General features: G+C 38.1%; 21 protein-coding genes. 3 read left to right on the plus strand and 18 right to left on the minus strand.

Features of this window, described 5'->3' with window-relative positions:
• Positions 1–179: 179 nt before the first annotated feature.
• From EO115_RS01220 to EO115_RS01285, 14 genes are all read right to left on the minus strand, one after another.
• A complete protein-coding gene (locus EO115_RS01220) occupies positions 180–545 on the minus strand; it encodes a hypothetical protein (protein WP_126937169.1) in 366 nt (121 codons plus the stop codon).
• The gene (locus tag EO115_RS01225) at positions 538–990 is read right to left on the minus strand and encodes a hypothetical protein (RefSeq protein ID WP_126937170.1); all 453 of its coding nucleotides are present in this window, start codon (positions 988–990) and stop codon (positions 538–540) included. Before EO115_RS01225 ends, EO115_RS01220 begins: the two co-directional genes overlap by 8 nt.
• Positions 987–1,385 carry a hypothetical protein gene (locus EO115_RS01230; RefSeq protein WP_126937171.1) on the minus strand — a complete coding sequence of 133 codons (399 nt, stop codon included), beginning with the start codon at positions 1,383–1,385 and terminating at the stop codon, positions 987–989. The genes EO115_RS01225 and EO115_RS01230 overlap by 4 nt, the downstream gene beginning before the upstream one ends.
• Positions 1,372–3,219, minus strand: a complete 1,848-nt coding sequence (locus tag EO115_RS01235) for a DNA polymerase (RefSeq protein ID WP_126937172.1) — start codon at positions 3,217–3,219, stop codon at positions 1,372–1,374. The genes EO115_RS01230 and EO115_RS01235 overlap by 14 nt, the downstream gene beginning before the upstream one ends.
• Complete coding sequence (locus tag EO115_RS01240; protein ID WP_126937173.1) at positions 3,219–4,862, minus strand: DnaB-like helicase C-terminal domain-containing protein; 1,644 nt, start codon at positions 4,860–4,862, stop codon at positions 3,219–3,221. Before EO115_RS01240 ends, EO115_RS01235 begins: the two co-directional genes overlap by 1 nt.
• Entirely contained in the window at positions 4,844–5,263 is a 420-nt protein-coding gene (locus EO115_RS01245; protein WP_126937174.1) for a hypothetical protein, read from the minus strand. The genes EO115_RS01240 and EO115_RS01245 overlap by 19 nt, the downstream gene beginning before the upstream one ends.
• Before the next feature lie 12 nt (positions 5,264–5,275).
• Complete coding sequence (locus tag EO115_RS01250) at positions 5,276–5,653, minus strand: hypothetical protein (protein ID WP_126937175.1); 378 nt, start codon at positions 5,651–5,653, stop codon at positions 5,276–5,278.
• 2 nt (positions 5,654–5,655) lie between these two features.
• Positions 5,656–5,997 carry a hypothetical protein gene (locus EO115_RS01255; protein WP_126937176.1) on the minus strand — a complete coding sequence of 114 codons (342 nt, stop codon included), beginning with the start codon at positions 5,995–5,997 and terminating at the stop codon, positions 5,656–5,658.
• Between the two features lie 8 nt (positions 5,998–6,005).
• On the minus strand, positions 6,006–6,191 hold the full coding sequence (locus tag EO115_RS01260; RefSeq protein WP_126937177.1) for a hypothetical protein: 186 nt from the start codon (positions 6,189–6,191) through the stop codon (positions 6,006–6,008).
• A complete protein-coding gene (locus EO115_RS01265) occupies positions 6,172–6,477 on the minus strand; it encodes a hypothetical protein (protein ID WP_126937178.1) in 306 nt (101 codons plus the stop codon). The genes EO115_RS01260 and EO115_RS01265 overlap by 20 nt, the downstream gene beginning before the upstream one ends.
• Before the next feature lie 2 nt (positions 6,478–6,479).
• A complete protein-coding gene (locus EO115_RS01270) occupies positions 6,480–6,875 on the minus strand; it encodes a hypothetical protein (protein WP_126937179.1) in 396 nt (131 codons plus the stop codon).
• Positions 6,875–7,465: a hypothetical protein gene (locus EO115_RS01275; protein WP_126937180.1), complete on the minus strand. Its 591-nt coding sequence runs from the start codon at positions 7,463–7,465 to the stop codon at positions 6,875–6,877. The genes EO115_RS01270 and EO115_RS01275 overlap by 1 nt, the downstream gene beginning before the upstream one ends.
• Before the next feature lie 5 nt (positions 7,466–7,470).
• On the minus strand, positions 7,471–7,974 hold the full coding sequence (locus EO115_RS01280; protein WP_126937181.1) for a hypothetical protein: 504 nt from the start codon (positions 7,972–7,974) through the stop codon (positions 7,471–7,473).
• Between the two features lie 469 nt (positions 7,975–8,443).
• Complete coding sequence (locus tag EO115_RS01285; RefSeq protein WP_126937182.1) at positions 8,444–8,818, minus strand: RidA family protein; 375 nt, start codon at positions 8,816–8,818, stop codon at positions 8,444–8,446.
• A 127-nt stretch (positions 8,819–8,945) separates the two neighbouring features.
• Between EO115_RS01285 and EO115_RS01290 the strand changes: the two genes are divergently transcribed.
• Positions 8,946–9,449 (plus strand): methylated-DNA--[protein]-cysteine S-methyltransferase, encoded by a 504-nt coding sequence (locus EO115_RS01290; RefSeq protein WP_126937183.1) that lies wholly within the window; start codon positions 8,946–8,948, stop codon positions 9,447–9,449.
• 2 nt (positions 9,450–9,451) lie between these two features.
• On the opposite strand, the gene EO115_RS01295 is transcribed toward EO115_RS01290, so the two are convergent.
• Genes EO115_RS01295 through EO115_RS01305 form a run of 3 tightly spaced genes read right to left on the minus strand, consistent with a single transcriptional unit; the run spans position 9,452 to position 12,710 of the window.
• Positions 9,452–10,423 carry a hypothetical protein gene (locus tag EO115_RS01295; RefSeq protein ID WP_126937184.1) on the minus strand — a complete coding sequence of 324 codons (972 nt, stop codon included), beginning with the start codon at positions 10,421–10,423 and terminating at the stop codon, positions 9,452–9,454.
• Between the two features lie 4 nt (positions 10,424–10,427).
• Positions 10,428–11,240, minus strand: coding sequence for a hypothetical protein (locus tag EO115_RS01300; RefSeq protein WP_126937185.1), 813 nt, complete (start codon positions 11,238–11,240; stop codon positions 10,428–10,430).
• Positions 11,241–11,252: 12 nt separating this feature from the next.
• Positions 11,253–12,710 (minus strand): nicotinate phosphoribosyltransferase, encoded by a 1,458-nt coding sequence (locus EO115_RS01305; RefSeq protein WP_126937186.1) that lies wholly within the window; start codon positions 12,708–12,710, stop codon positions 11,253–11,255.
• A 316-nt stretch (positions 12,711–13,026) separates the two neighbouring features.
• Here EO115_RS01305 and menA point away from each other — a divergent pair, with 316 nt between their 5' ends.
• Positions 13,027–13,932: a 1,4-dihydroxy-2-naphthoate octaprenyltransferase gene (menA, locus tag EO115_RS01310; RefSeq protein ID WP_126937187.1), complete on the plus strand. Its 906-nt coding sequence runs from the start codon at positions 13,027–13,029 to the stop codon at positions 13,930–13,932.
• A gap of 349 nt (positions 13,933–14,281) precedes the next feature.
• Positions 14,282–15,103, plus strand: coding sequence for a MetQ/NlpA family ABC transporter substrate-binding protein (locus EO115_RS01315; RefSeq protein ID WP_126937188.1), 822 nt, complete (start codon positions 14,282–14,284; stop codon positions 15,101–15,103).
• A 259-nt stretch (positions 15,104–15,362) separates the two neighbouring features.
• Here EO115_RS01315 and EO115_RS01320 read toward each other — a convergent pair whose 3' ends face one another.
• Positions 15,363–18,635 carry a YadA-like family protein gene (locus EO115_RS01320; protein WP_164724021.1) on the minus strand — a complete coding sequence of 1,091 codons (3,273 nt, stop codon included), beginning with the start codon at positions 18,633–18,635 and terminating at the stop codon, positions 15,363–15,365.
• Between the last annotated feature and the right edge of the window lie 10 nt (positions 18,636–18,645).

Below are 18,645 nucleotides of genomic sequence, written 5' to 3' on the forward strand. Positions count from 1 at the left end.
TTTAAAACAAGTACTATCACTACTTGGATAATAAAAAATCTGCATAGTAAATAAACGGTCTTTACATTCTTTATCTTTTTCTGCCCTAAAAGATAGATAAGCGGAGCACCTATCGTGACAGCCCACTTCTCTATATGGACAATTTTTACAAGGTGCGTCCATAGTTCGTCCTTAATCATTTATGCTTCTTCGTAATACAGCTGTTCCTTTAAAGAATCAGTCATATCACCAAAATGTCCCCTTACTCCATGTGTACAACCACCTAATACAACGGAACAGTAACCTATTTTATCTGTCCAAATACTACGGAATAGGTAGTGCATCCCTTGTAAAAATAAGTCAAGGTTTCTGTCCCCATATTCTTCAGGAGCTGTTAAGTAATCATCCACATTAGATACAAGTGCATCACATGCAGTAAATACTGCTATTGCTTGTGCAATGGTAGGTTCTGTATAAATTGATGTAGTAATAACTGACTCATTTAATCCGTTTCTTACAATAAGTGCATTAGTTTTTAATGCTTCTAACCTTTCTAAGTTAAACATCCTCGGTATCCTCCGTATCAGACAACAAGATTTCTGTTTCAAAGTTATTGATTAGATATTCAATTCGATTAAACAGTTCCCATGCTTCCTTAGGTGTTTCGCATGTGTTAAAAATATCTACATGCCATTGTTTCTCATGATTGATAACTAAATTGAATAACACTCTATAGGATAAAAAGGTTGCTGTGAATTCTTCTATACCATCCTTATGTAAAAGGTCAATAATAATACTAATATAAAATTGTTGTAAGACGTTTCTAAATGTTAAATACTCAACATACGTACTTTTCTCTCCCTTATACCACCCACAATAAGGAACAAATGTACAACTGTTTAATGCACTTGCCTTTTCTGCTAACTCTTGCAATACATCATAATTAATAGGGTATTTCTCTTCTATTGTCTCGTCTAAGATAACTCTAGTACGTACCGTTTCTTCGTTCATCTGTTTTCGTATACCTCCTCTAAAAATAGGTTGTATTCTAAAAGTACACCTTTCAATTCTTGGCAACGTCTAAAAGAAGCCTTTAATTGTGGATATACTTTCAGCACCTCTTTTTTATTCTTTTTCATTTGAATATTAATCTGATTTACTAATTTACCCATGGTATAAAATACGTCACACCACATTTGATAGTCATCAATGCATCGTAATTTCCAGGAATGACTTTTTACTAGTGGTATCATGAAGACACCAATATCTACTAAAAATCGTTCTACTCCTTTAGCTTCATCTACTAGTTTGCCATCATAGTTTAAATAGGTAATTAGGGCTCGCATATCATTCTCGATACAAGCCACTAAGGCTATGATTACATACAATCCCCTAGTGCGTGCCATACCAGTTTTCTCCTATCTTTCCTTCTGTATCTAATTGCATTCTGAATCCATAATGCTCCCCTACATCTCGTACAGCTTGCTGTGCTTCTAAGACAACAATTTCAGCTATCTCTTTGGTCCTGCATGCTATTTGTTGCTCATCATGGATCCATGCCATCAAGACAAAATCTCCATCCCATCCATGCTTTAATCCACGCTCTAATAATCGTTGCTCCGTGCGTACTATCCACTGTTTACAAATCAGGGCTCCTGCGGACTGTAACAGTAAATTCAATGCACTATGCAAGGAACGTACATATAACTTTCTTCCGTCTAATCCATATAAGTAGTTACGTTTCATCTCTACTTTTCTTGTTGCTGTATTAAACCTAGATAGTGTGTCTTTAATTTGCTTCTGTAGCTTTTTTAATGCGGGCGTATTCTTTAAAAACTTTTCCTTAAGCATTCTCCCAGCATCTTTTGTACCATTTACAATTTCTCCTATCTTGGTATCACCTGCTCCATATAGGAAGCCATATATAAATGTCTTGGCTTGACTACGTGTTTCTAGTCCAGCATTCTTTTGGTTCTTTGTATGGATATCTCCATTAAGAATTTCATGTGCATACTCTCCATGATCATACGGATATAGATAATGTGCTAAACATCGTAACTCTAACCCACTGCAATCAATCCCCGCTTGATACCATCCTTGTGGTACTTCAAACAATTCTCTACACTCTTTTCCATAAGGACTATTTGCACTAGGTACTTGTGCTACATTAGGGCTACTATGTGATGCCCTGCCACTCACTGTACCATTAGGATTACATTTACCATGGATTTTACCATCACTACCTATTAACTTTAGCCATGCATTTTTACCTTCTGATAATTGCCCTAAGCGTTTAGACAATAAAAAAGACACACGATATAGGCTAGCAATATGCCGTACTTCGTCTGTCGTTGTTTCGTCTTTTTCAATATGTTTTAAGGCTTCTTCATCAAGTTTTAATTTACCGTCTTTATCATACATGCATTTTTTAAACACATATTTGTAGTGTGTCTCAAATATATATTTCATGTGGTCTCGGCTCGTTGGATTGTACTTTTTATACTTTTGGATTGGTACTCCTTTTACATAACCTAATTTATTATTGTTCACTTTTGGTATGAATACTTTATCTGGAATTAATGGAGCCTGTTCTGTTAGTTCTGCTTCTACTTTTTGTCTTTCAGTCTCAAGTATTGCCTTGAGTTCGTATGCTTTTTCAAGATTAAAAGGAAAGCCGTTCTGCTCCATTTTAAACATAAGCCACTGTGCCTTATGCTCAAGTAGGCTTGAATCTTCGGTAAATCCTTTAGACAACAAATTTTCATATAATTTCTTTGTGACTACCACGTCTTGCTTATTATAGGCTAGCATGTCTTCATTAAAACAAGCCCAACAATCTTCGGTATCTTCTGCATAGGTACCTTTCAAAACTCCTAATCGTTGTCCATAGGCTTTTAATGAGTGACTGCCCCATAACTTGCTTGATACTTTATTTTGTCTTACCAATACTGCATCAATATCACTGATATTAGAATATACTAAGCGTGCTAATACTAATGTATCTATGACTTTTTCTTGGTCAAATTGCACGTTATATAGCTTTTCTAATACTGGTATATCAAACATGATAACATTATGTCCACATATGCTATCAGCATTTAATAATTCTTCTAGCATTTTATCTATTTCTTGTGGTCTGTATAATTTGTATTCCTCGGTTGCTGTATTGTAAATACACCCACAATGTACTTTTGTAACAGTATCTAATAGCCCATCTGTTTCTATATCAAAGATAAGCATTAGAACTCACCTCCATTATCTTCAGTATCGAATCCATATGCTTCCATTGGTGGTTGATACTTTTCTAATCTGTTTGTCTCACGATTGAAAGACAAAAAGCCTCCTAACCCTGTGTTACCTGTATGTCTACATTTTAGTATACGTATACCCATAACATCCCTATCCTTTTCGCTTTGTTGGTTTCGTTCAAGGGCTATGATCGTATCACTTAATTGTGCCAACGATTGACTGCCCCTTAAATGATTTAGTGATACGTGGCCACCTTCTTCATGTGCTTTTTTGTCTTCTGTACGTTTTAAATGACAAATTGCCACCATGCCTGTACCTGTTTCTTCTACAAGGCTACGTAGTCTTGTCATCAAAACATCAATCATCTTTGTTTCGTTCTTCGCTTCAATACCACTCGTTGCTATACTCACGTGGTCTAAAATCAAAAAATCGCATCTTTCACTGACTGCCATGTATCGCATTGCATTTAATAGCTTGTCAGTTTCCAATGATCCAAAATGATTATATAAGACAAACAGTCCTTTACCTAAAGTTTCATCAAAGGCTTGTTTATATTCACTGTCGCTAACCTCTACACGGCTTATATGAATAGGTTTATTTAAGTGGATACCAATAATCCCCTTTGCGGTTCGTCTGGTATTCTCCTCTAACATCATGATGCCTACTTTCATGTGCTGATGCACTCCTAAATGGTAGAGTATTTCACGTACAAACGTACTCTTACCTATACCAGTACCTGCCGTGACTAATGTTATTTCCCCTTTACGAATGCCCTTGATCATTGTATCTGCATCAATCTCCCATGGTAGGGAGTAACCTCTGACTTCTTCAGGTTCTTCTTTTAAGAGTTCCCATAGTTCACTACCGTTGATAATGTTACTAGGGCTATAGGGTTTCGCATTGTCGATTGCATTTACTAACTTATCCCCCTCATTTGCCATAAGGTACTCGTTAGGGTCTTTGTAATGCTGTAGCCTTGCTACCTTTAGTTTTTCACTTGGCAATATTCCTTGAATACTTTCAATAGCTTCAATGCCTGCTTTGTCACTATCAAAAGCTACAACAACTTCATCAAAGTTATTCAGCCATTCAAGGTTTTTCTCAAACGTCTTTTTAGCACTTCCAGCACCTGTAGGAATAGACACAACACATGCTATATTCCCATAAATTTGGCTCACTGTTAGACAATCAATTTCACCCTCGGTAATGATTAATCGCTTACCTTTAGAATATAGTTGTTGTCCATAGAATGTACCTGTAGTACTGCCAATCGCCTTGAATGTTTTGTCTTGAAAACGTAGTTTTTGCCCTTTCAGTTTGCCATATTCATCATAGTAGTTGGCTATGTGGCAAGGCTTGCCTTGGTAACTACCTGTAACATATCCATACTTACTACATGTGGCAAGGGTAATACCTCTAGCTTTTAAGGCTTGCAAATGCCCTTGGATAAAGACACAAGAGGGGGCGGAGGTAACAGTTCCCCCTTCTTGGTCTTCTTTCGGAAATGTTGTAGCTTTACAGCTAAAACAGTAGGAATGCCCATCTGCGTAGGTTGTTAAGGCATCATGACTACCACAAGATGGGCAAGGTAAATGCATTTCTACAATTTGTTTGTTTAGCCTATCATTTTCCATGTATCCTTAACCTCAACTGGGGTGTATGTACTATCTACAAAGTTTTGTTTCTTTGTATATGCATTCATACTTTCCAAACATGTATATAAAATTCGTCTTAAATATTCTGCATCCACTTCAAGTAAAACAAAGTTTTCTTCAATAGAAAGACTCAATTCTACTCTTCCAATTAATGAAAGTTTCACTATTGTTAATACATTATTTACACAATATACTTTATATGTAGTTTTTCTACCCATATAGTCAGGTAAGACAATAGTGTCACTAAAGCCTTCTAAACGTTGGTCAATTTGTAGGTTGTTAATACGGAAATATCTCTTACCATCAGTAATAAAATGTCCATCACGTCCTACGGTTTGTATTAAAAGTTCAAATTTAATTGGGGTATTTGGTGCTTTCATTGTGTCCACTCCTTAAATTGTTACGTGAATATCTTCACTTTCTAGCCATTCCTTCATCGACTTATTTTTATTAACGTAACGATACATATCAGTTTTAAAAAGATTCAATATTGTTTGTATATCTTCTGCTTCTTGCATATCTAACACAGCTTCTTCTCCTACATGATTGAGACTAAAACATAATGCTGTGTTGTCATAATCATCTATTTCCCAACAATTCACCCCTAGCCATTTAATAGCTAATTTGTATCGAACTTGCTTATAAAACATTGTTTGTTGATACCCATCTAATTCTTCAGCTATTTTCAAATCATATAGGGTATATGCCTTTTCAGTATCTGCATATACCCTAACTGTATGTTTTAATTTAAAATCAATTAATGGTTTCATATTTACTCCTGTACGGGTTGCGTATGCTTAATAATATATGCTTCCATACTTTCTTCACATCGTGATAGAAGTTCTTCAAGCTGTTTCACGGCTAAACTATCAAGTAGAATGCCTTCTTCAATAGTGTATGATACTACATTATCTGTAGTTGTTTCCCACTCTATTTTCAATTCTTCATCAATATACTTCACCGTGTAGCAATTATCATACAAAATAACCTGTTCAATATATCCCTCTAATTTTTCGTTAATGACTAAGTTTACAAGCTCATTGCACTTTTCTACGTCACCTTCATTAGAAATATACACATAAGGTTTAATCTCATAAGACACAAATTTATTCATATTTTACCTCAAATTTCTACAACACTATCAATTTCAATATCCGTGATTTTACCATTATATTCTGCATCATTAAAAAATGAATCCATTTTCCATGCTAGATTATCTATATAATCTTCAGGGTCAATATTTTCATCTAATAAAAATGTTCCTTTGATTTTTTTTATAACAGTACCTTCATAGTAATAACTTTTCATAGTCTTGCACATCTCCTTTAAAACGTGCCTTAACAGTTGCAAGTAATCTATGGAGTTTCTTTTTTTGTCTCTCACTAATCTTTTTTAGCTTTCCACAATCTACCATTATTTTTAATTCATCATCTTTATTTAAAGTGCTAATGTCTTTTAGCCTTGTGATTGTTGCATTACAATCCACATAAAAATGATAAGGTGATGTGGTGTATCCTTCTCCACGCATGATATGTTTAAATGCTTCTGCCGTTTTATTATTAAAATTCCCACGTGCAATAATTATTTTAATCATGGTTATTCCTCTATCCATTCTTTTGGAATCATCGTACCAATGTGATATTTGAATCCATGTTTTTTACACCAGGTACTATACTTCTGTTTCCGTTTTGCTGTTAACCATTGGTCTCTCATAAATAAAAAACGTATATCTAGCTCTGGATGTTGTTCTTTAATATATAGGTGTTTTTGTCTATCTGATGGTTCAAATAATCCTTTTGCTTCTACGATAATTCCATTAGGTAAAATAAAATCAGGCTTATACGTATGAGTGACCGTATAAGGAATACGTTTTGTCTCATATTCAAAAGACACACCAGCTTTTACTAGATTACACTTGATGTCATATTCAAAGTTACTTCGAACCGTTTTGTCTTTTGGTTTATAGTAACCTCGTGTCCTTGAAAATTTCATTAGAACTCTACCTCATCGAATGGTGTACTTTCATCATCTTCGAGCTCTTCTACTTCAAATCCATAACTTGATGCATCTTTTTTATACTCGACTAGTTTATTTACTTGTAAGGCCAATAATTTTAAAGACACACCATAGGTATCTTTTTTTACTGCATATACTGTGGGGAGTACGTTCATTGTAACAATACTACCATTTCCAATTAAAGTTCCTTTTTGCATTGGTACGCCGTATGCATCAAAGATAGGTAATGTAATAGGAATCATTTCTCCTGTTTGTCTATCTTTAAACTCATGGATACGTTTTGCTTTAAAATATCTTGCTTGGTCTTCTTCGTCTTCGTCAGGTTCTGTACCACCTAAATATAAATACCCCTCTTTAGGTTTAAAGTTTTTGTCTTTCAATACTTCATCTTTACCTTGGTTCCATATTCCTAACAATTCTTTTAGAACTTTTTCTGTTTCTTTTTCTTCTGGGGCTACTTGAATAGAATAACCTGTTAACTTACCGTTATATTCGCCACTTTCCCATACTTTAGCCCATTTACACACGCCCTTAATATTAAGTGTTTTTACATCTTTTTTTGCCATTTTATTTATCTCCCTGTACTACCGCTTGCATCTCCTCGTTCTGTTTCTTCGGAAATATTAGACACAAACTCTACATGATATTTATTTTTCTTTTGTAATTCAAATTGAAAAACACGTTGTCCCTTTTTTAGAAAAACTGGATATCCACCTAAATTGTAAACATAGGCTGTTAGTTCTCCTCTAAAATCTTCGTCAATAATACCTACAGCATTTCCCATAATTAAATGTAGATCACGTGCCACACTACTACGTAGGTATAATCGTATATCGTATCCTTTTGGTATTTCCATTTTTAATCCTAATTTAATGCATGTAGGGTTTTGTAATCCTCTTGGAATTACGATGTCTTCTTGTAAATAAATGTCATAACAGCTCGCCTTTTCCGTCCCTTTTGTAGGCGATTCGAACCTTTCAGGGTTCATGGGACAAATCTTTAACACTGGTTCTTTTTTTGTCTTTTCTTCTGTAACTAGTTTTTCTTCTGCTACAGTTTCTTTTGTTCTTGGCATACTTCTCCTTTCTTAAATAAAAAAAAAATACCGTAGTGATGCTATAAAGACATAATATTTTGATACGATTACTACATGAAAGAATAGATTGCATATGTTGCATTTTTTTTTTTGCATTTAGATTTTCTAATAATAAAATTAAAAATAAGCATCACTACGGTTCATATACTTTCCCAATTAAATTAATCAAGTTTTAAAGACAAAAAGAAAAGCACCTATATAGGAAATTCCTATACAAGTGCTTTCGTTCTTGTGTGAAAAGTTGTGTATCCGCTTTGATATTTGTTTATAACTTGTGTGTATCATGAGTCATACACACTATCTCTTGTAACCATTGATATTATGCGGTTTTACTTTATCCTAGTATTATACCATAGTATCACACATAAAAGGCTGCCACATTAAGAGTGAATCGTAATGTAACAGCCTTTCATAAATTCCTAATGTTCTGTGATATAATACAGTAATATTATTCTGCTAATGCAATTACTTCTACTTCTACCAAGAAATTAGCTGGCAAAGTTTTTACCGCTACGCAACTACGCGCTGGCTTCGATGTAAAATACTCTGCATAGATGGCATTAAATTTAGCAAAGTCATCCATATCTGCTAAGAAACATGTTGTTTTTACAACTTTAGAAAAATCAGTACCTGCTTCTTTTAAAATAGCCTCAATATTTTTCATAGCTTGTAATGTTTGTGCTTCTACGCCACCTTCTACTAAAGCGCCTTTCGCTGGATCAATACCACCTTGACCAGAAATAAACACAAATCCATTCGCTACATAGGCTTGAGAATATGGTCCTAATGCCGCTGGTGCTTGTTCAGTATATACTTGTTTCATGATTGTCCCCTTTCTGCATTGCAAGACATATATAATGCACTCTAGTATAGCATGTTATACTATTCAGGTGCATATAGTTTCTATGTATATTGTACTACATTCATTCCCACGATGAAAGGAATCTCCTATGTCTATTTTTTATACCACCTATGAAAGTCCTCTAGGATGTCTCACCTTGTATGCCACTGCATCAGCGTTAGTGGGACTTACCTTTCCCACGCAATCTGTAACCTTTTCTGACCCTATATGCAAGGTGGAACGTACTTCCTCGCCCATTCTAACACACACCATACAATGGTTAGACCAATACTTCGCTGGACAAGTCCCAACGGTGACTATCCCCTTAGCACCACAAGGCACAGCATTCCAACAAAGGGTCTGGTCTCACTTACAACACATCCCCTACGGTGCCACTCTCACCTATGGGGAACTCAGCCAACTTGTCTTTCACTCACCACGGCCAAAAGGGGCTCAAGCCATCGGATCAGCCGTAGGCGCCAATCCTATTTCTCTGATTATCCCCTGCCATCGTATCTTAGGCAAAGGAAGATCCCTGACTGGTTATACAGGAGGACTCTCTATTAAACGGGCCTTACTATCCATCGAGAATATCTCATTCGTGGACAAGTAGGCTTACTTAATATGTTGTAACATCTCTAGGAAGTACGGCTTAAAGAATGTCCCTTCCACTTCGCTAGTACCCATTACAATCGTTGTAAAATGATCTGGCGTTCCCACTAGCGCTACCCGTAGGTACGCAGGATATTGAAGCCCTTTTATATCATAGGTCATAGTTCCCGCCGTTGTCATCGTACCATATTTAGTATCTGTTAAAGTATGTAATGGTTCTACATTCCGTAATCGTATCTTAGCTGGAATTTTATCTTGAGAATAATCAATATCTTTATCTTCTCCAATATTAACTTTAAAGTACTTTAATAAGGCATTCATGCCATTCGCATACGTATCCATTTCCGTCGGTGAAAGTCCCTCTCTTCCATATGATTCTGGAGCCATCAACCATTCTTTAGGTAGCGGGAATACAAGAGCCCAGCCTGTATTTAACCCATACTGATCCGTACCTTGTAATTCATAAGCATCCATATAATGTCCCAGCTTAAGTCCACCTTTCATGCTTTGCAGCCCTGCATAATCCTTTACTTTAGAAACTGTAGTCCCTACTGTACCTAGGTTAGTATCCATATATCCTTTTCCTACCTGAGCTAACTTTGAGGAAGATAATTGTTTAACAGTGATCTCGGGCCCTATGGTTTGGCGTAAATCAATCAATGGATTCTGATCAAGCATCGCCACGAACTCTGCCGCTTTTTCTTTGCCTGTTTTTTTCTTTTCTTCTTTTTTCTTTTTCTCCATATCTAAATAGGTCCCCAAAGGAACTCCTACTTCTCCATCTGGCATTAGTTCACTGGTACCTGCTATCCCATCTGGCGTTAATGCACTGCTACCTGTCATTCCATATGGCATTGATGCAGTACTACCTACCGCCTCATAGGTAGTATCATGTACTTGCGCAGATACTTGTCCATTGCCCATCATAAGGCCAGTTACTAAGACAGCTAGGCCCATTTGCTTCCAAAATTTCATTTACTTATTCTCCCTTCACACCTAACAGGCTTTTGATAACAGGATTCCAATAGGCTCTCGATGTATCAGCCGTTGTGATCCATGTGATAGATACCCCATCTTGACCATACCGTCCTACAAAACTAATATATGCTGGTAATACAAATCCATCTACATCTAATTGGACTCTACCATGCGTATACAACCCTTTGTCTCCTTGTAAGCGTACAGGTTTCATAATCTCTCCATCAAGAAATCTTACATTTGTAAGTGGTAATACGTCTTTTATAAACTCAGTATCACGCAAGTCATGATTAGTACTTGTAACGAAGGGAACTAAATCTGCCCCATTTTTTTCTATACCTTTTCCATCCGTAACATTTACATCATAAAGACCTATATTTTGTACCTCTTTCACCGTTTTATTATATAATTCTTCTCCCATAGATTGTGGCGTAATCGTAGTTCCTTTATGTTTTATCCGCCACACTTCAGCCGCTTCCGCACCTGTCATATGAAAGTGTACCAATTCTGCCGTATGTAAGCCTCGTTCATCCCGCCCATGCAACTGATATCGTTGGCCGCGTTGAACCACACCTCTAACAACTCCATCTAGCAACTTAGCCTCTTTTTCATCCATATGCCAATCATTAGTGATCACCTTACTTACGGTATCTTTTGTTTTATAAACACCTGCAATTAAATCATCATAGCTAGCTATCGAAATATGACTAGGTAACTCTACACTTCCTTGACCATCGAATACAATCGATTCTGCACTTCCTGAAAGCATCGTACCAACTAATGCCACACTGGCCATCACACATTTCCAATTCATAATAACTCCTTCCTAACTAGGTTCCCCTACTTTCTCTAATAATAATTGTGACTTCAACTGATGCAGTTCTTCGCTGATGTTCACTTTCACCTCTGGCGCTCTTCGCAGTCGAAGGAACTCAGGCCATAATAATTGAATTTGTGCTTCTCCATAGGCTTTCACTTGTGATAAGGTAGGCGCCTCATACACTAGTTCTCCCTCTACAAAGATAGGTACTAATAACTCTTGTACTATAAATGTATTCGCCTTGAGCAAGGTTTGTTTCCATGGATGTAAAGGATTTTTAAATACATAGTCTTGCGTTGTATCTATGGTTTCATGATCTAAGCAAATTAAATCACCAATGAGCTTACCATTTCGTGCATTGATCAGACGTAGAACTTTTTTCTTACCTGGGTTTGTCACCTTTTCAATATTATCTGAGAATTTCATAGCTGGAATGAACACATCTTCTTCCCATTGGCCAGCTAGTTTATAGACTCCACCTAAGGCTGGTGATTCATCAGCAGTAATTAATTTAGTTCCTACGCCCCAAGAATTAATAGCAGCCCCCTGTTGTTTAAGGTCAGCAATTTTATATTCATCTAAATCATTGGTAGCAAAAATAATGGCCTCTTCGAATCCTGCTGCATCTAACAGTTTTCTAGCTTCAATCGACAAGTATGCCAAATCGCCACTATCTAATCGGATACCATAGAGCGATGGCATCGTACCCCCACGGCTATCACGAATTTCTTGGAACACTTGAATCGCTGCCGGAACACCTTTGTGTAATGTATTATACGTATCTACTAAGAATACCAAATTATCTGCATATTGCTCCGCATAGGCACGGAAAGCGTCGACTTCTGTAGGGAAACTCATGACCCAGCTATGAGCCATCGTTCCTACAGGGCGCATGCCATACAAAGCTGCACTGTACACATCGCTAGTACTATCGAAACCACCGATGAAAGCAGCCCTAGCTCCTTGTACTGCCGCGCTAGTGCCTTGGGCTCTTCGCATACCAAATTCAGCGACTCCATCACGACCGATGACAGAACGAATACGACGTGCCTTCGTAGCAATCAAGGACTCATGGTTTAAAAACATGGACAATGCTGTTTCCATCAAAATGGCTTCATCCTTAGCAGCCTCTACACGAAGTAAAACTTCTCTAGGGAACACCACAGATCCTTCTGGTGCTGCGTAAATCGTGCCTGTAAATCGGAATGTTCTTAAATACTCTAAAAATGGTTCTATAAACACACCGGTAGTCCTCAAGTATGCAATATCTTCCTCGGAAAAATGTAATCCTTTCACATACTCAATCACTTGTTCTAATCCAGCAACCACTGTGTATGCACCTTGGAATGGATTTGTCCGATAAAATCGATCAAAGACACAACGTGTGCGATGTTTTTGCTGTGTAAATAAACCTTGCATCATAGTCAATTGATACATATCTGTTAATAGAGCTTGTGTAATCATGAATACCTCCTACTCTTATGGGTAGATACGAATGTTATGTGTCCATATAGTACCTATTATACCTGATATTGTAATATATGCAATATATTTCTTCTTCATTCTTACATGCCATATATCATCAATTATCTATTAGTATCGCCCCCTTCTGGTTGTATCTGTTAATCATATTTTATTAGACCATGGCTCACGGTGAATCATCACAGCCCTATATTGGTTTGTATGTCCACTTATGGTATGATAACTATATTATATACACATACTACCTCTATATCACACCTATGACCGTGATATATATTTCCTTAGGAAAGGATAGACTATGAATCTTTCACAATTTTTTGCTTTAATTCGCCCACGCACACTGACAGCTGCTTTCAGTCCCGTTGTCTTAGGCGCTGCTATGGGGGCTACGCAATTTCAAGCCACACAACCTCTTTGGCTATCCTTGCTATATACTGTGGGCATCCTCATCTGCGTACTAAGCGCACAAATTGCAGCTAATATTTGGAACGAATACTTCGATTTTAAATCTGGTCTTGATCTTACACAAGCTGCTGGAAACAGTGGTTCTATCGTTCGTGAAGGCATTTCTCCAACGATCATCAAACGTTGGGGATACATTACCACTATACTACCTCTTGTATTGGGTGTCACCCTCGCTAGTGCTGTCACATGGTGGTATATTCCTGTGGGTATGCTTTGCATTCTGACCAGTATCTTATATTCTGGTGGGCCGAAGCCTATCTCTCGTACCCCTTTTGGTGAACTCGCCTCTGGTCTTGCCATGGGCTTTGCCATTGTAGGTATTACCCTCTTTGCTTGGACTCACACCTTGCATTGGACCTACCTCATCCCTGCAGTGCCATCCACCATCTTAATCGGTGCGATTATGATGACCAACAATTTACGAGATTTTACCAATGATGCTAACCACGGTCGTCGCACCTTAGTCATTCTTCTAGGCCGTGAAAGAGGGCTCCAACTGTTACGTGGACTCTTCCTCATTAGCTCTCTATGGATAGTAGCATGGGCTATCTCTGGCATCATGCCTTGGACATCTCTATTGGCTCTGCTTTCTTTACTACCAGCCATGAAAGTCATCCACATCTTTAACATCTATGCGGATCCAGTGCATTTGAACGAAGCCATGAAATTTACGTCCATTTCTTGTACCTTGTATCATTTCTTATGGGCTATAGGGTTGCTACTGAATACAATCATGTAATAGAATTATCACTTTTTTATCATACAAGTTTATTTACTTACTATATAGAAATATATATAAAAATAGAGGAAAGTTGCTACTTTTTTGATCAACTTTCCTCTATTTTATTAGAATCTATTTTGTTACAGTCCATTTTATATAGCCTTTAGGCCCACCTAGTATATGCTATTGCTATATTCAAACTTTCAACTACATATATAATTTCTTTGATATACTATAACCCACCCAACTAATAGCCTATAATTATAACAGCTTAGACATATAACATATTTTACTTATAACTGAACTCTTGCTATACTAAGCAAGTAGAAATTCACTATGTAAGTACACAAAGAAAAGGAGATAACTTATGAAGAAATTATTTAGTTTAGCAGCAACAGCTGTATTAGGCGCTGCCTTATTATTAGGTGGCTGTGGTTCCACTGGTACTGATTCCGCTAGTTCTAGCGCAGGTAAAACATTAAAAATTGGTGCTTCCCCAGTACCTCACGCTGAAATCTTAGAACAAGTAAAACCAATTCTTGCTAAAGAAGGTATCAACTTAGAAATTATCGAATTCAGCGATTATGTACAACCAAACGTATCCTTGAATGATAAAGAAATCGATGCAAACTTCTTCGCTCACATTCCTTATCAAGAAAACTTCAATAAAGAAAAAGGTACTCACATTGCAACAGCAGGTGCCGTACACATCGAGCCAATGGGCATTTACTCTAAAAAAGTAAAAGACTTGAAAGATATCGAAGATGGTGCTCAAGTAGCTATCCCATCTGATGCAACAAATGGTGGTCGTGCATTACTATTGCTTTCCAAAGCTGGCTTAATCACATTGAACGATCCTAACAGCATCTCTGCTACAGTACAAGATATCAAAGACAACCCTAAACACTTAAAATTCGTTGAATTAGAGGCTGCTCAATTACCTCGTACATTAGATGATTCCACAATCTCTGTAATCAACACAAACTTTGCATTAGGTGCTAACTTGAACCCAACTAAAGATGCATTGTTCTTAGAATCTAAAGATTCTCCATACGTAAACATCGTATCCGTTCGTGAAGGCGATGAAAAACGTGAAGAAATTGTAAAATTGGTGAAAGCTTTACAAAGCCCAGAAATCAAAAAATTCATCGAAGATAAATACAAAGGTGCTATTCTTCCAGCATTCTAATGGAATCGCTTAGAATAGACCCCTCCAAATAAAAATAAAAATAAACACTAACAACTATCATACATACTTAACCATACAGTAACAGAGGAACGTTGATTTACTTCAATGTTCCTCTGTTGTTTTATGTATATACTGTAGCCAACACTTATGGCATTTACAATTTCTCTCTCTGATTACATGCATCATGTACTACTATCTAACCTTACATATCGTATACTCCTATTTAACACACGAAAAAGGGTCCCGAAGGACCCTTTTATTATTTACGCACCATAGCTCGCAATTCTTGCATTTGTTGTTGTAATACTGCTATATCTTGTCGTAGGTTATTATTTTCTTGTGTTAACACCGTAATTTCACGGCCGTAAGCTTCTTTCATAGCCACCATTTCATCATGCAACACGAGTACAGAGGAAATAGGACCATTACGATAGCGTTCAGGTACTGCTTTTTTCTCTGGGCTATTGCCAAATTTGAAAGTAGCACCACCGTTGATCATCGTAGCTCCTCGCACCATGGACACACCGGCATGGAACATTGTAGATTCTTTCGTATAATGCGCAATACCGAGAGCCAAGGCATTGGCATTTTTATAATGTCCAATACCAGCCATAAATTGTGTTGGTTCTAGTGGATCGTATTGGATTGGTTTTAATGCTGCTAAGGCGGCTCCTAAGGCATCACCTTCACGACTTTCTTTACGTAGCTCTTGTAAATCGTTGCCAATAACGCCTATTTGCCGTTCCAACTCTTCAAAATGATGTGTATTTTCTTTTGTTCCACCTTCTAAAGATTTTCGGAAATCATCTTCTGTTTTATTTTCATTGCCTTTGATTTCTTTCCAGTACTCGTAAGCAGATTTGCCGGTATCTCCTTTAGGACCCGCTACACCAGTATCGCCTTTGTCTCCTTTAGGGCCTGTTGCTCCAGGTTTACCTTCTGGACCTGGTACTGGTGTTGGCGGCGGAGTCGTCAATACAGTCGTACCAGCTTCACCACGAGGACCTGCTGGGCCTTCTGCACCAGTTTCACCTTTTGGTCCTACCGCACCAGTTTCTCCACGTTCACCTTTTAGAGATGCTAGGTACTCTTCTTTTGTTTTTTCTCCATTACCTGGCATTTCTTTCCATACTTCGTAGGCAGACTTGCCATCTGTACCATTCTCACCTTTAGGACCTGAATCACCTTTATCGCCTTTGAAATCAGGATCACCTTTCAACTCATCCTTATTCAAGCTAAACGTATAGGTCTTACCATAGTCGCCGTCATCTTTTTCAGTGATTTTAATCCCCTTTTCAGCTTTTAATACATCCTTCAAAGCAGCCGCTGTCAATACAGGGCTTGTAGTGGATGTAGCACCATCACCTTTACCACTCGATGTCAACGTCAATTGCCCTTTATCATTACTGCCCAAGGAAATATTCATTACAGGATTATCAAAATGTATGCCTGTGAAAGTCGGTGCTTTCAACATTCCAATTCGCAAGATAGAGTCTGTTGGATCCTTGTAGGTAATCAAGTTATCAGAGCTATATAACGTTGGCGCTGCATACTCACTTTTACCATCTGGAGCTTTTGCACCAGCTTGCGGAGCCACTCCATACACAGTGTTTGCCTTACCTTGGATTTTTATTTCCTTATCCCCTGGAGTATACACACGTGTATCTGTGGTCGTATCTGCTACAGTTCCATCCGCATTAAAAGATACATCATTACCAGCCAATATGGTACTGCGTTTTTCTAAGGCTTTTAACTGTGCCACGTTCACCGCATCTGTATCTCGATACCCTGCAGCCACATTGATAATTTGACGAGTTTTATTAGTTGTAAATCGTCTATCCCCTACTGACACAGCACTTTCATTAGGTTTCCACACATTTTGTAAAAATGTTTTCGTATCCTCATATGCACCTTTAGCCTGTCTTAATTTTGTTCGAATCGCAGCCTTATCACTAGCAGCAGCACTGGCTAATTCCGTTTCTAAGGCAGTCACTTCTGCTTTGGCAGCTATGACAGCCTGATGTTTTTCAATCTGAGCATTCATATCTGCGATATTTTTAAAATGTCTTCCATGCAAGGATGGATCATAGCCCATATCAAAAGGAGACCCTACCTCGCGATCTGCATAGGAACCTGTACCTAATGCCACACCATTTCTAGACAATGTTTCGGAAGCAAGTCCTAGGCTGATTCCCCCATAGGTATCTTTATAGGGAGTTCCTACTTTACTACCATGACCAATAGCAATCGCTCCACTACCATGGGTAACCGTATTACCACCGATGGCAATCGCTGCAAAATCATAGGCATAGGCAGTAAAACCAATACTTACGGCCTGACTACCATGTACATGGGCAGAATCACCAACAGCCACACCGCCTATCGCACGATCTCCCGCTGTCGTCGTGCGACCTACGGCCACACTATTCTCAGCTGCCGCTGTAGATGAGGCACCTAAGGCTACTGCCGACTTCCCTGCAGCCGCTCTTACCCCAACAGCTGTACTATCCTTTTCATTCGTTTTGGATTCTTCACCGATAGTAACACTGTAGGCGCCAGTTTGACCGATATTGTATCCAATAGCTATAGTATGTTTTGACTGTTCACCGATTTTTGCATACCGACCAATGGCAATAGAGTTTGTACTTTTCGATTCTGCTCGCGGTCCAATGGCAATCGCCCCTTCTGCAGTAGCACCATCATTAAATTCATTACTACCTTCGCCAAGATCTCTTGTTTTGATAGATACGTAGCGAGTTTTCTCTTGCTCTAACCGATTTCGCAACACTCGTAATTGTCCTACTGTGGCAGCATCGGTATCTTCATAACCAGCAGCTACATTTGTAATCTGACGGGTATGTTGTTTTCCATCCTTCGTACCACCAACAGATACGGCTCCATCTGTGGCATTCCAAGCACTACTGATGGCTGCATTCCCTAGCTCATTCGCTTTTTCCTCAGCTACTCGGTAGGCTTCCTCTGCATCCACTAAGCCTTGATCTGCCTTAGCTTTCTTTTCATTAGCCGCTGCTAATAAGGCATCTGCCTTAGGATCTTTTTTCTCTTTGGCATTGTTTGCTCGTTCTATATCTTGTTCTGCCTGCAAAACTTCATAGTTTGCCAGACGAATTTTTTCACGTAAAGCTTGTAAGTCTGGATTATCCGCCCCACTAGAGCCATGCTTATAATGTGTATCTAACATTGGATCATAACCAATGTAGTCATCTAACTTTGCTCCTCTATCTGCTACCGAGTTAGCCCCAATAGCAACGCCACCTTCTACAGTTGCTTTTGACTCTTTACCTAATGCAACACCTTGATCTGTCGTAACCTTTGCACCATTGCCTAATGCGATGGCAGATTCACCATTCACACTGGATGTACTACCGATGGCTATGGCATGGGTATCCGTCCCCGTCACTTGTCCACCATCCAACACATACGTATGCGTGTCACCGTCTGCATAACCTACTATATGACTTCCCAACACTAACATACTTGCTACATACAATGCCACTTTTTGTTTCTTCATGTTGTTCCCC

Source organism: Veillonella sp. CHU740, assembly GCF_003992055.1.
Classification (GTDB): Bacteria; Bacillota; Negativicutes; order Veillonellales; family Veillonellaceae; genus F0422.

Bases quoted from the DNA above. Each gene is read 5' to 3' on its own strand.
- EO115_RS01285 (WP_126937182.1), bottom strand. From the start codon at position 8,818: ATGAAACAAGTATATACTGAACAAGCACCAGCGGCATTAGGACCATAT.
- EO115_RS01245 (WP_126937174.1), bottom strand. From the start codon at position 5,263: ATGAAAGCACCAAATACCCCAATTAAATTTGAACTTTTAATACAAACC.
- EO115_RS01295 (WP_126937184.1), bottom strand. From the start codon at position 10,423: ATGAAATTTTGGAAGCAAATGGGCCTAGCTGTCTTAGTAACTGGCCTT.
- EO115_RS01235 (WP_126937172.1), bottom strand. From the start codon at position 3,219: ATGCTTATCTTTGATATAGAAACAGATGGGCTATTAGATACTGTTACA.
- EO115_RS01265 (WP_126937178.1), bottom strand. From the start codon at position 6,477: ATGATTAAAATAATTATTGCACGTGGGAATTTTAATAATAAAACGGCA.
- EO115_RS01255 (WP_126937176.1), bottom strand. From the start codon at position 5,997: ATGAATAAATTTGTGTCTTATGAGATTAAACCTTATGTGTATATTTCT.
- EO115_RS01230 (WP_126937171.1), bottom strand. From the start codon at position 1,385: ATGGCACGCACTAGGGGATTGTATGTAATCATAGCCTTAGTGGCTTGT.
- EO115_RS01300 (WP_126937185.1), bottom strand. From the start codon at position 11,240: ATGAATTGGAAATGTGTGATGGCCAGTGTGGCATTAGTTGGTACGATG.
- EO115_RS01260 (WP_126937177.1), bottom strand. From the start codon at position 6,191: ATGAAAAGTTATTACTATGAAGGTACTGTTATAAAAAAAATCAAAGGA.
- EO115_RS01315 (WP_126937188.1), top strand. From the start codon at position 14,282: ATGAAGAAATTATTTAGTTTAGCAGCAACAGCTGTATTAGGCGCTGCC.
- EO115_RS01220 (WP_126937169.1), bottom strand. From the start codon at position 545: ATGTTTAACTTAGAAAGGTTAGAAGCATTAAAAACTAATGCACTTATT.
- EO115_RS01270 (WP_126937179.1), bottom strand. From the start codon at position 6,875: ATGAAATTTTCAAGGACACGAGGTTACTATAAACCAAAAGACAAAACG.
- EO115_RS01290 (WP_126937183.1), top strand. From the start codon at position 8,946: ATGTCTATTTTTTATACCACCTATGAAAGTCCTCTAGGATGTCTCACC.
- EO115_RS01320 (WP_164724021.1), bottom strand. From the start codon at position 18,635: ATGAAGAAACAAAAAGTGGCATTGTATGTAGCAAGTATGTTAGTGTTG.
- EO115_RS01305 (WP_126937186.1), bottom strand. From the start codon at position 12,710: ATGATTACACAAGCTCTATTAACAGATATGTATCAATTGACTATGATG.
- EO115_RS01240 (WP_126937173.1), bottom strand. From the start codon at position 4,862: ATGGAAAATGATAGGCTAAACAAACAAATTGTAGAAATGCATTTACCT.
- EO115_RS01250 (WP_126937175.1), bottom strand. From the start codon at position 5,653: ATGAAACCATTAATTGATTTTAAATTAAAACATACAGTTAGGGTATAT.
- EO115_RS01275 (WP_126937180.1), bottom strand. From the start codon at position 7,465: ATGGCAAAAAAAGATGTAAAAACACTTAATATTAAGGGCGTGTGTAAA.
- menA (WP_126937187.1), top strand. From the start codon at position 13,027: ATGAATCTTTCACAATTTTTTGCTTTAATTCGCCCACGCACACTGACA.
- EO115_RS01280 (WP_126937181.1), bottom strand. From the start codon at position 7,974: ATGCCAAGAACAAAAGAAACTGTAGCAGAAGAAAAACTAGTTACAGAA.
- EO115_RS01225 (WP_126937170.1), bottom strand. From the start codon at position 990: ATGAACGAAGAAACGGTACGTACTAGAGTTATCTTAGACGAGACAATA.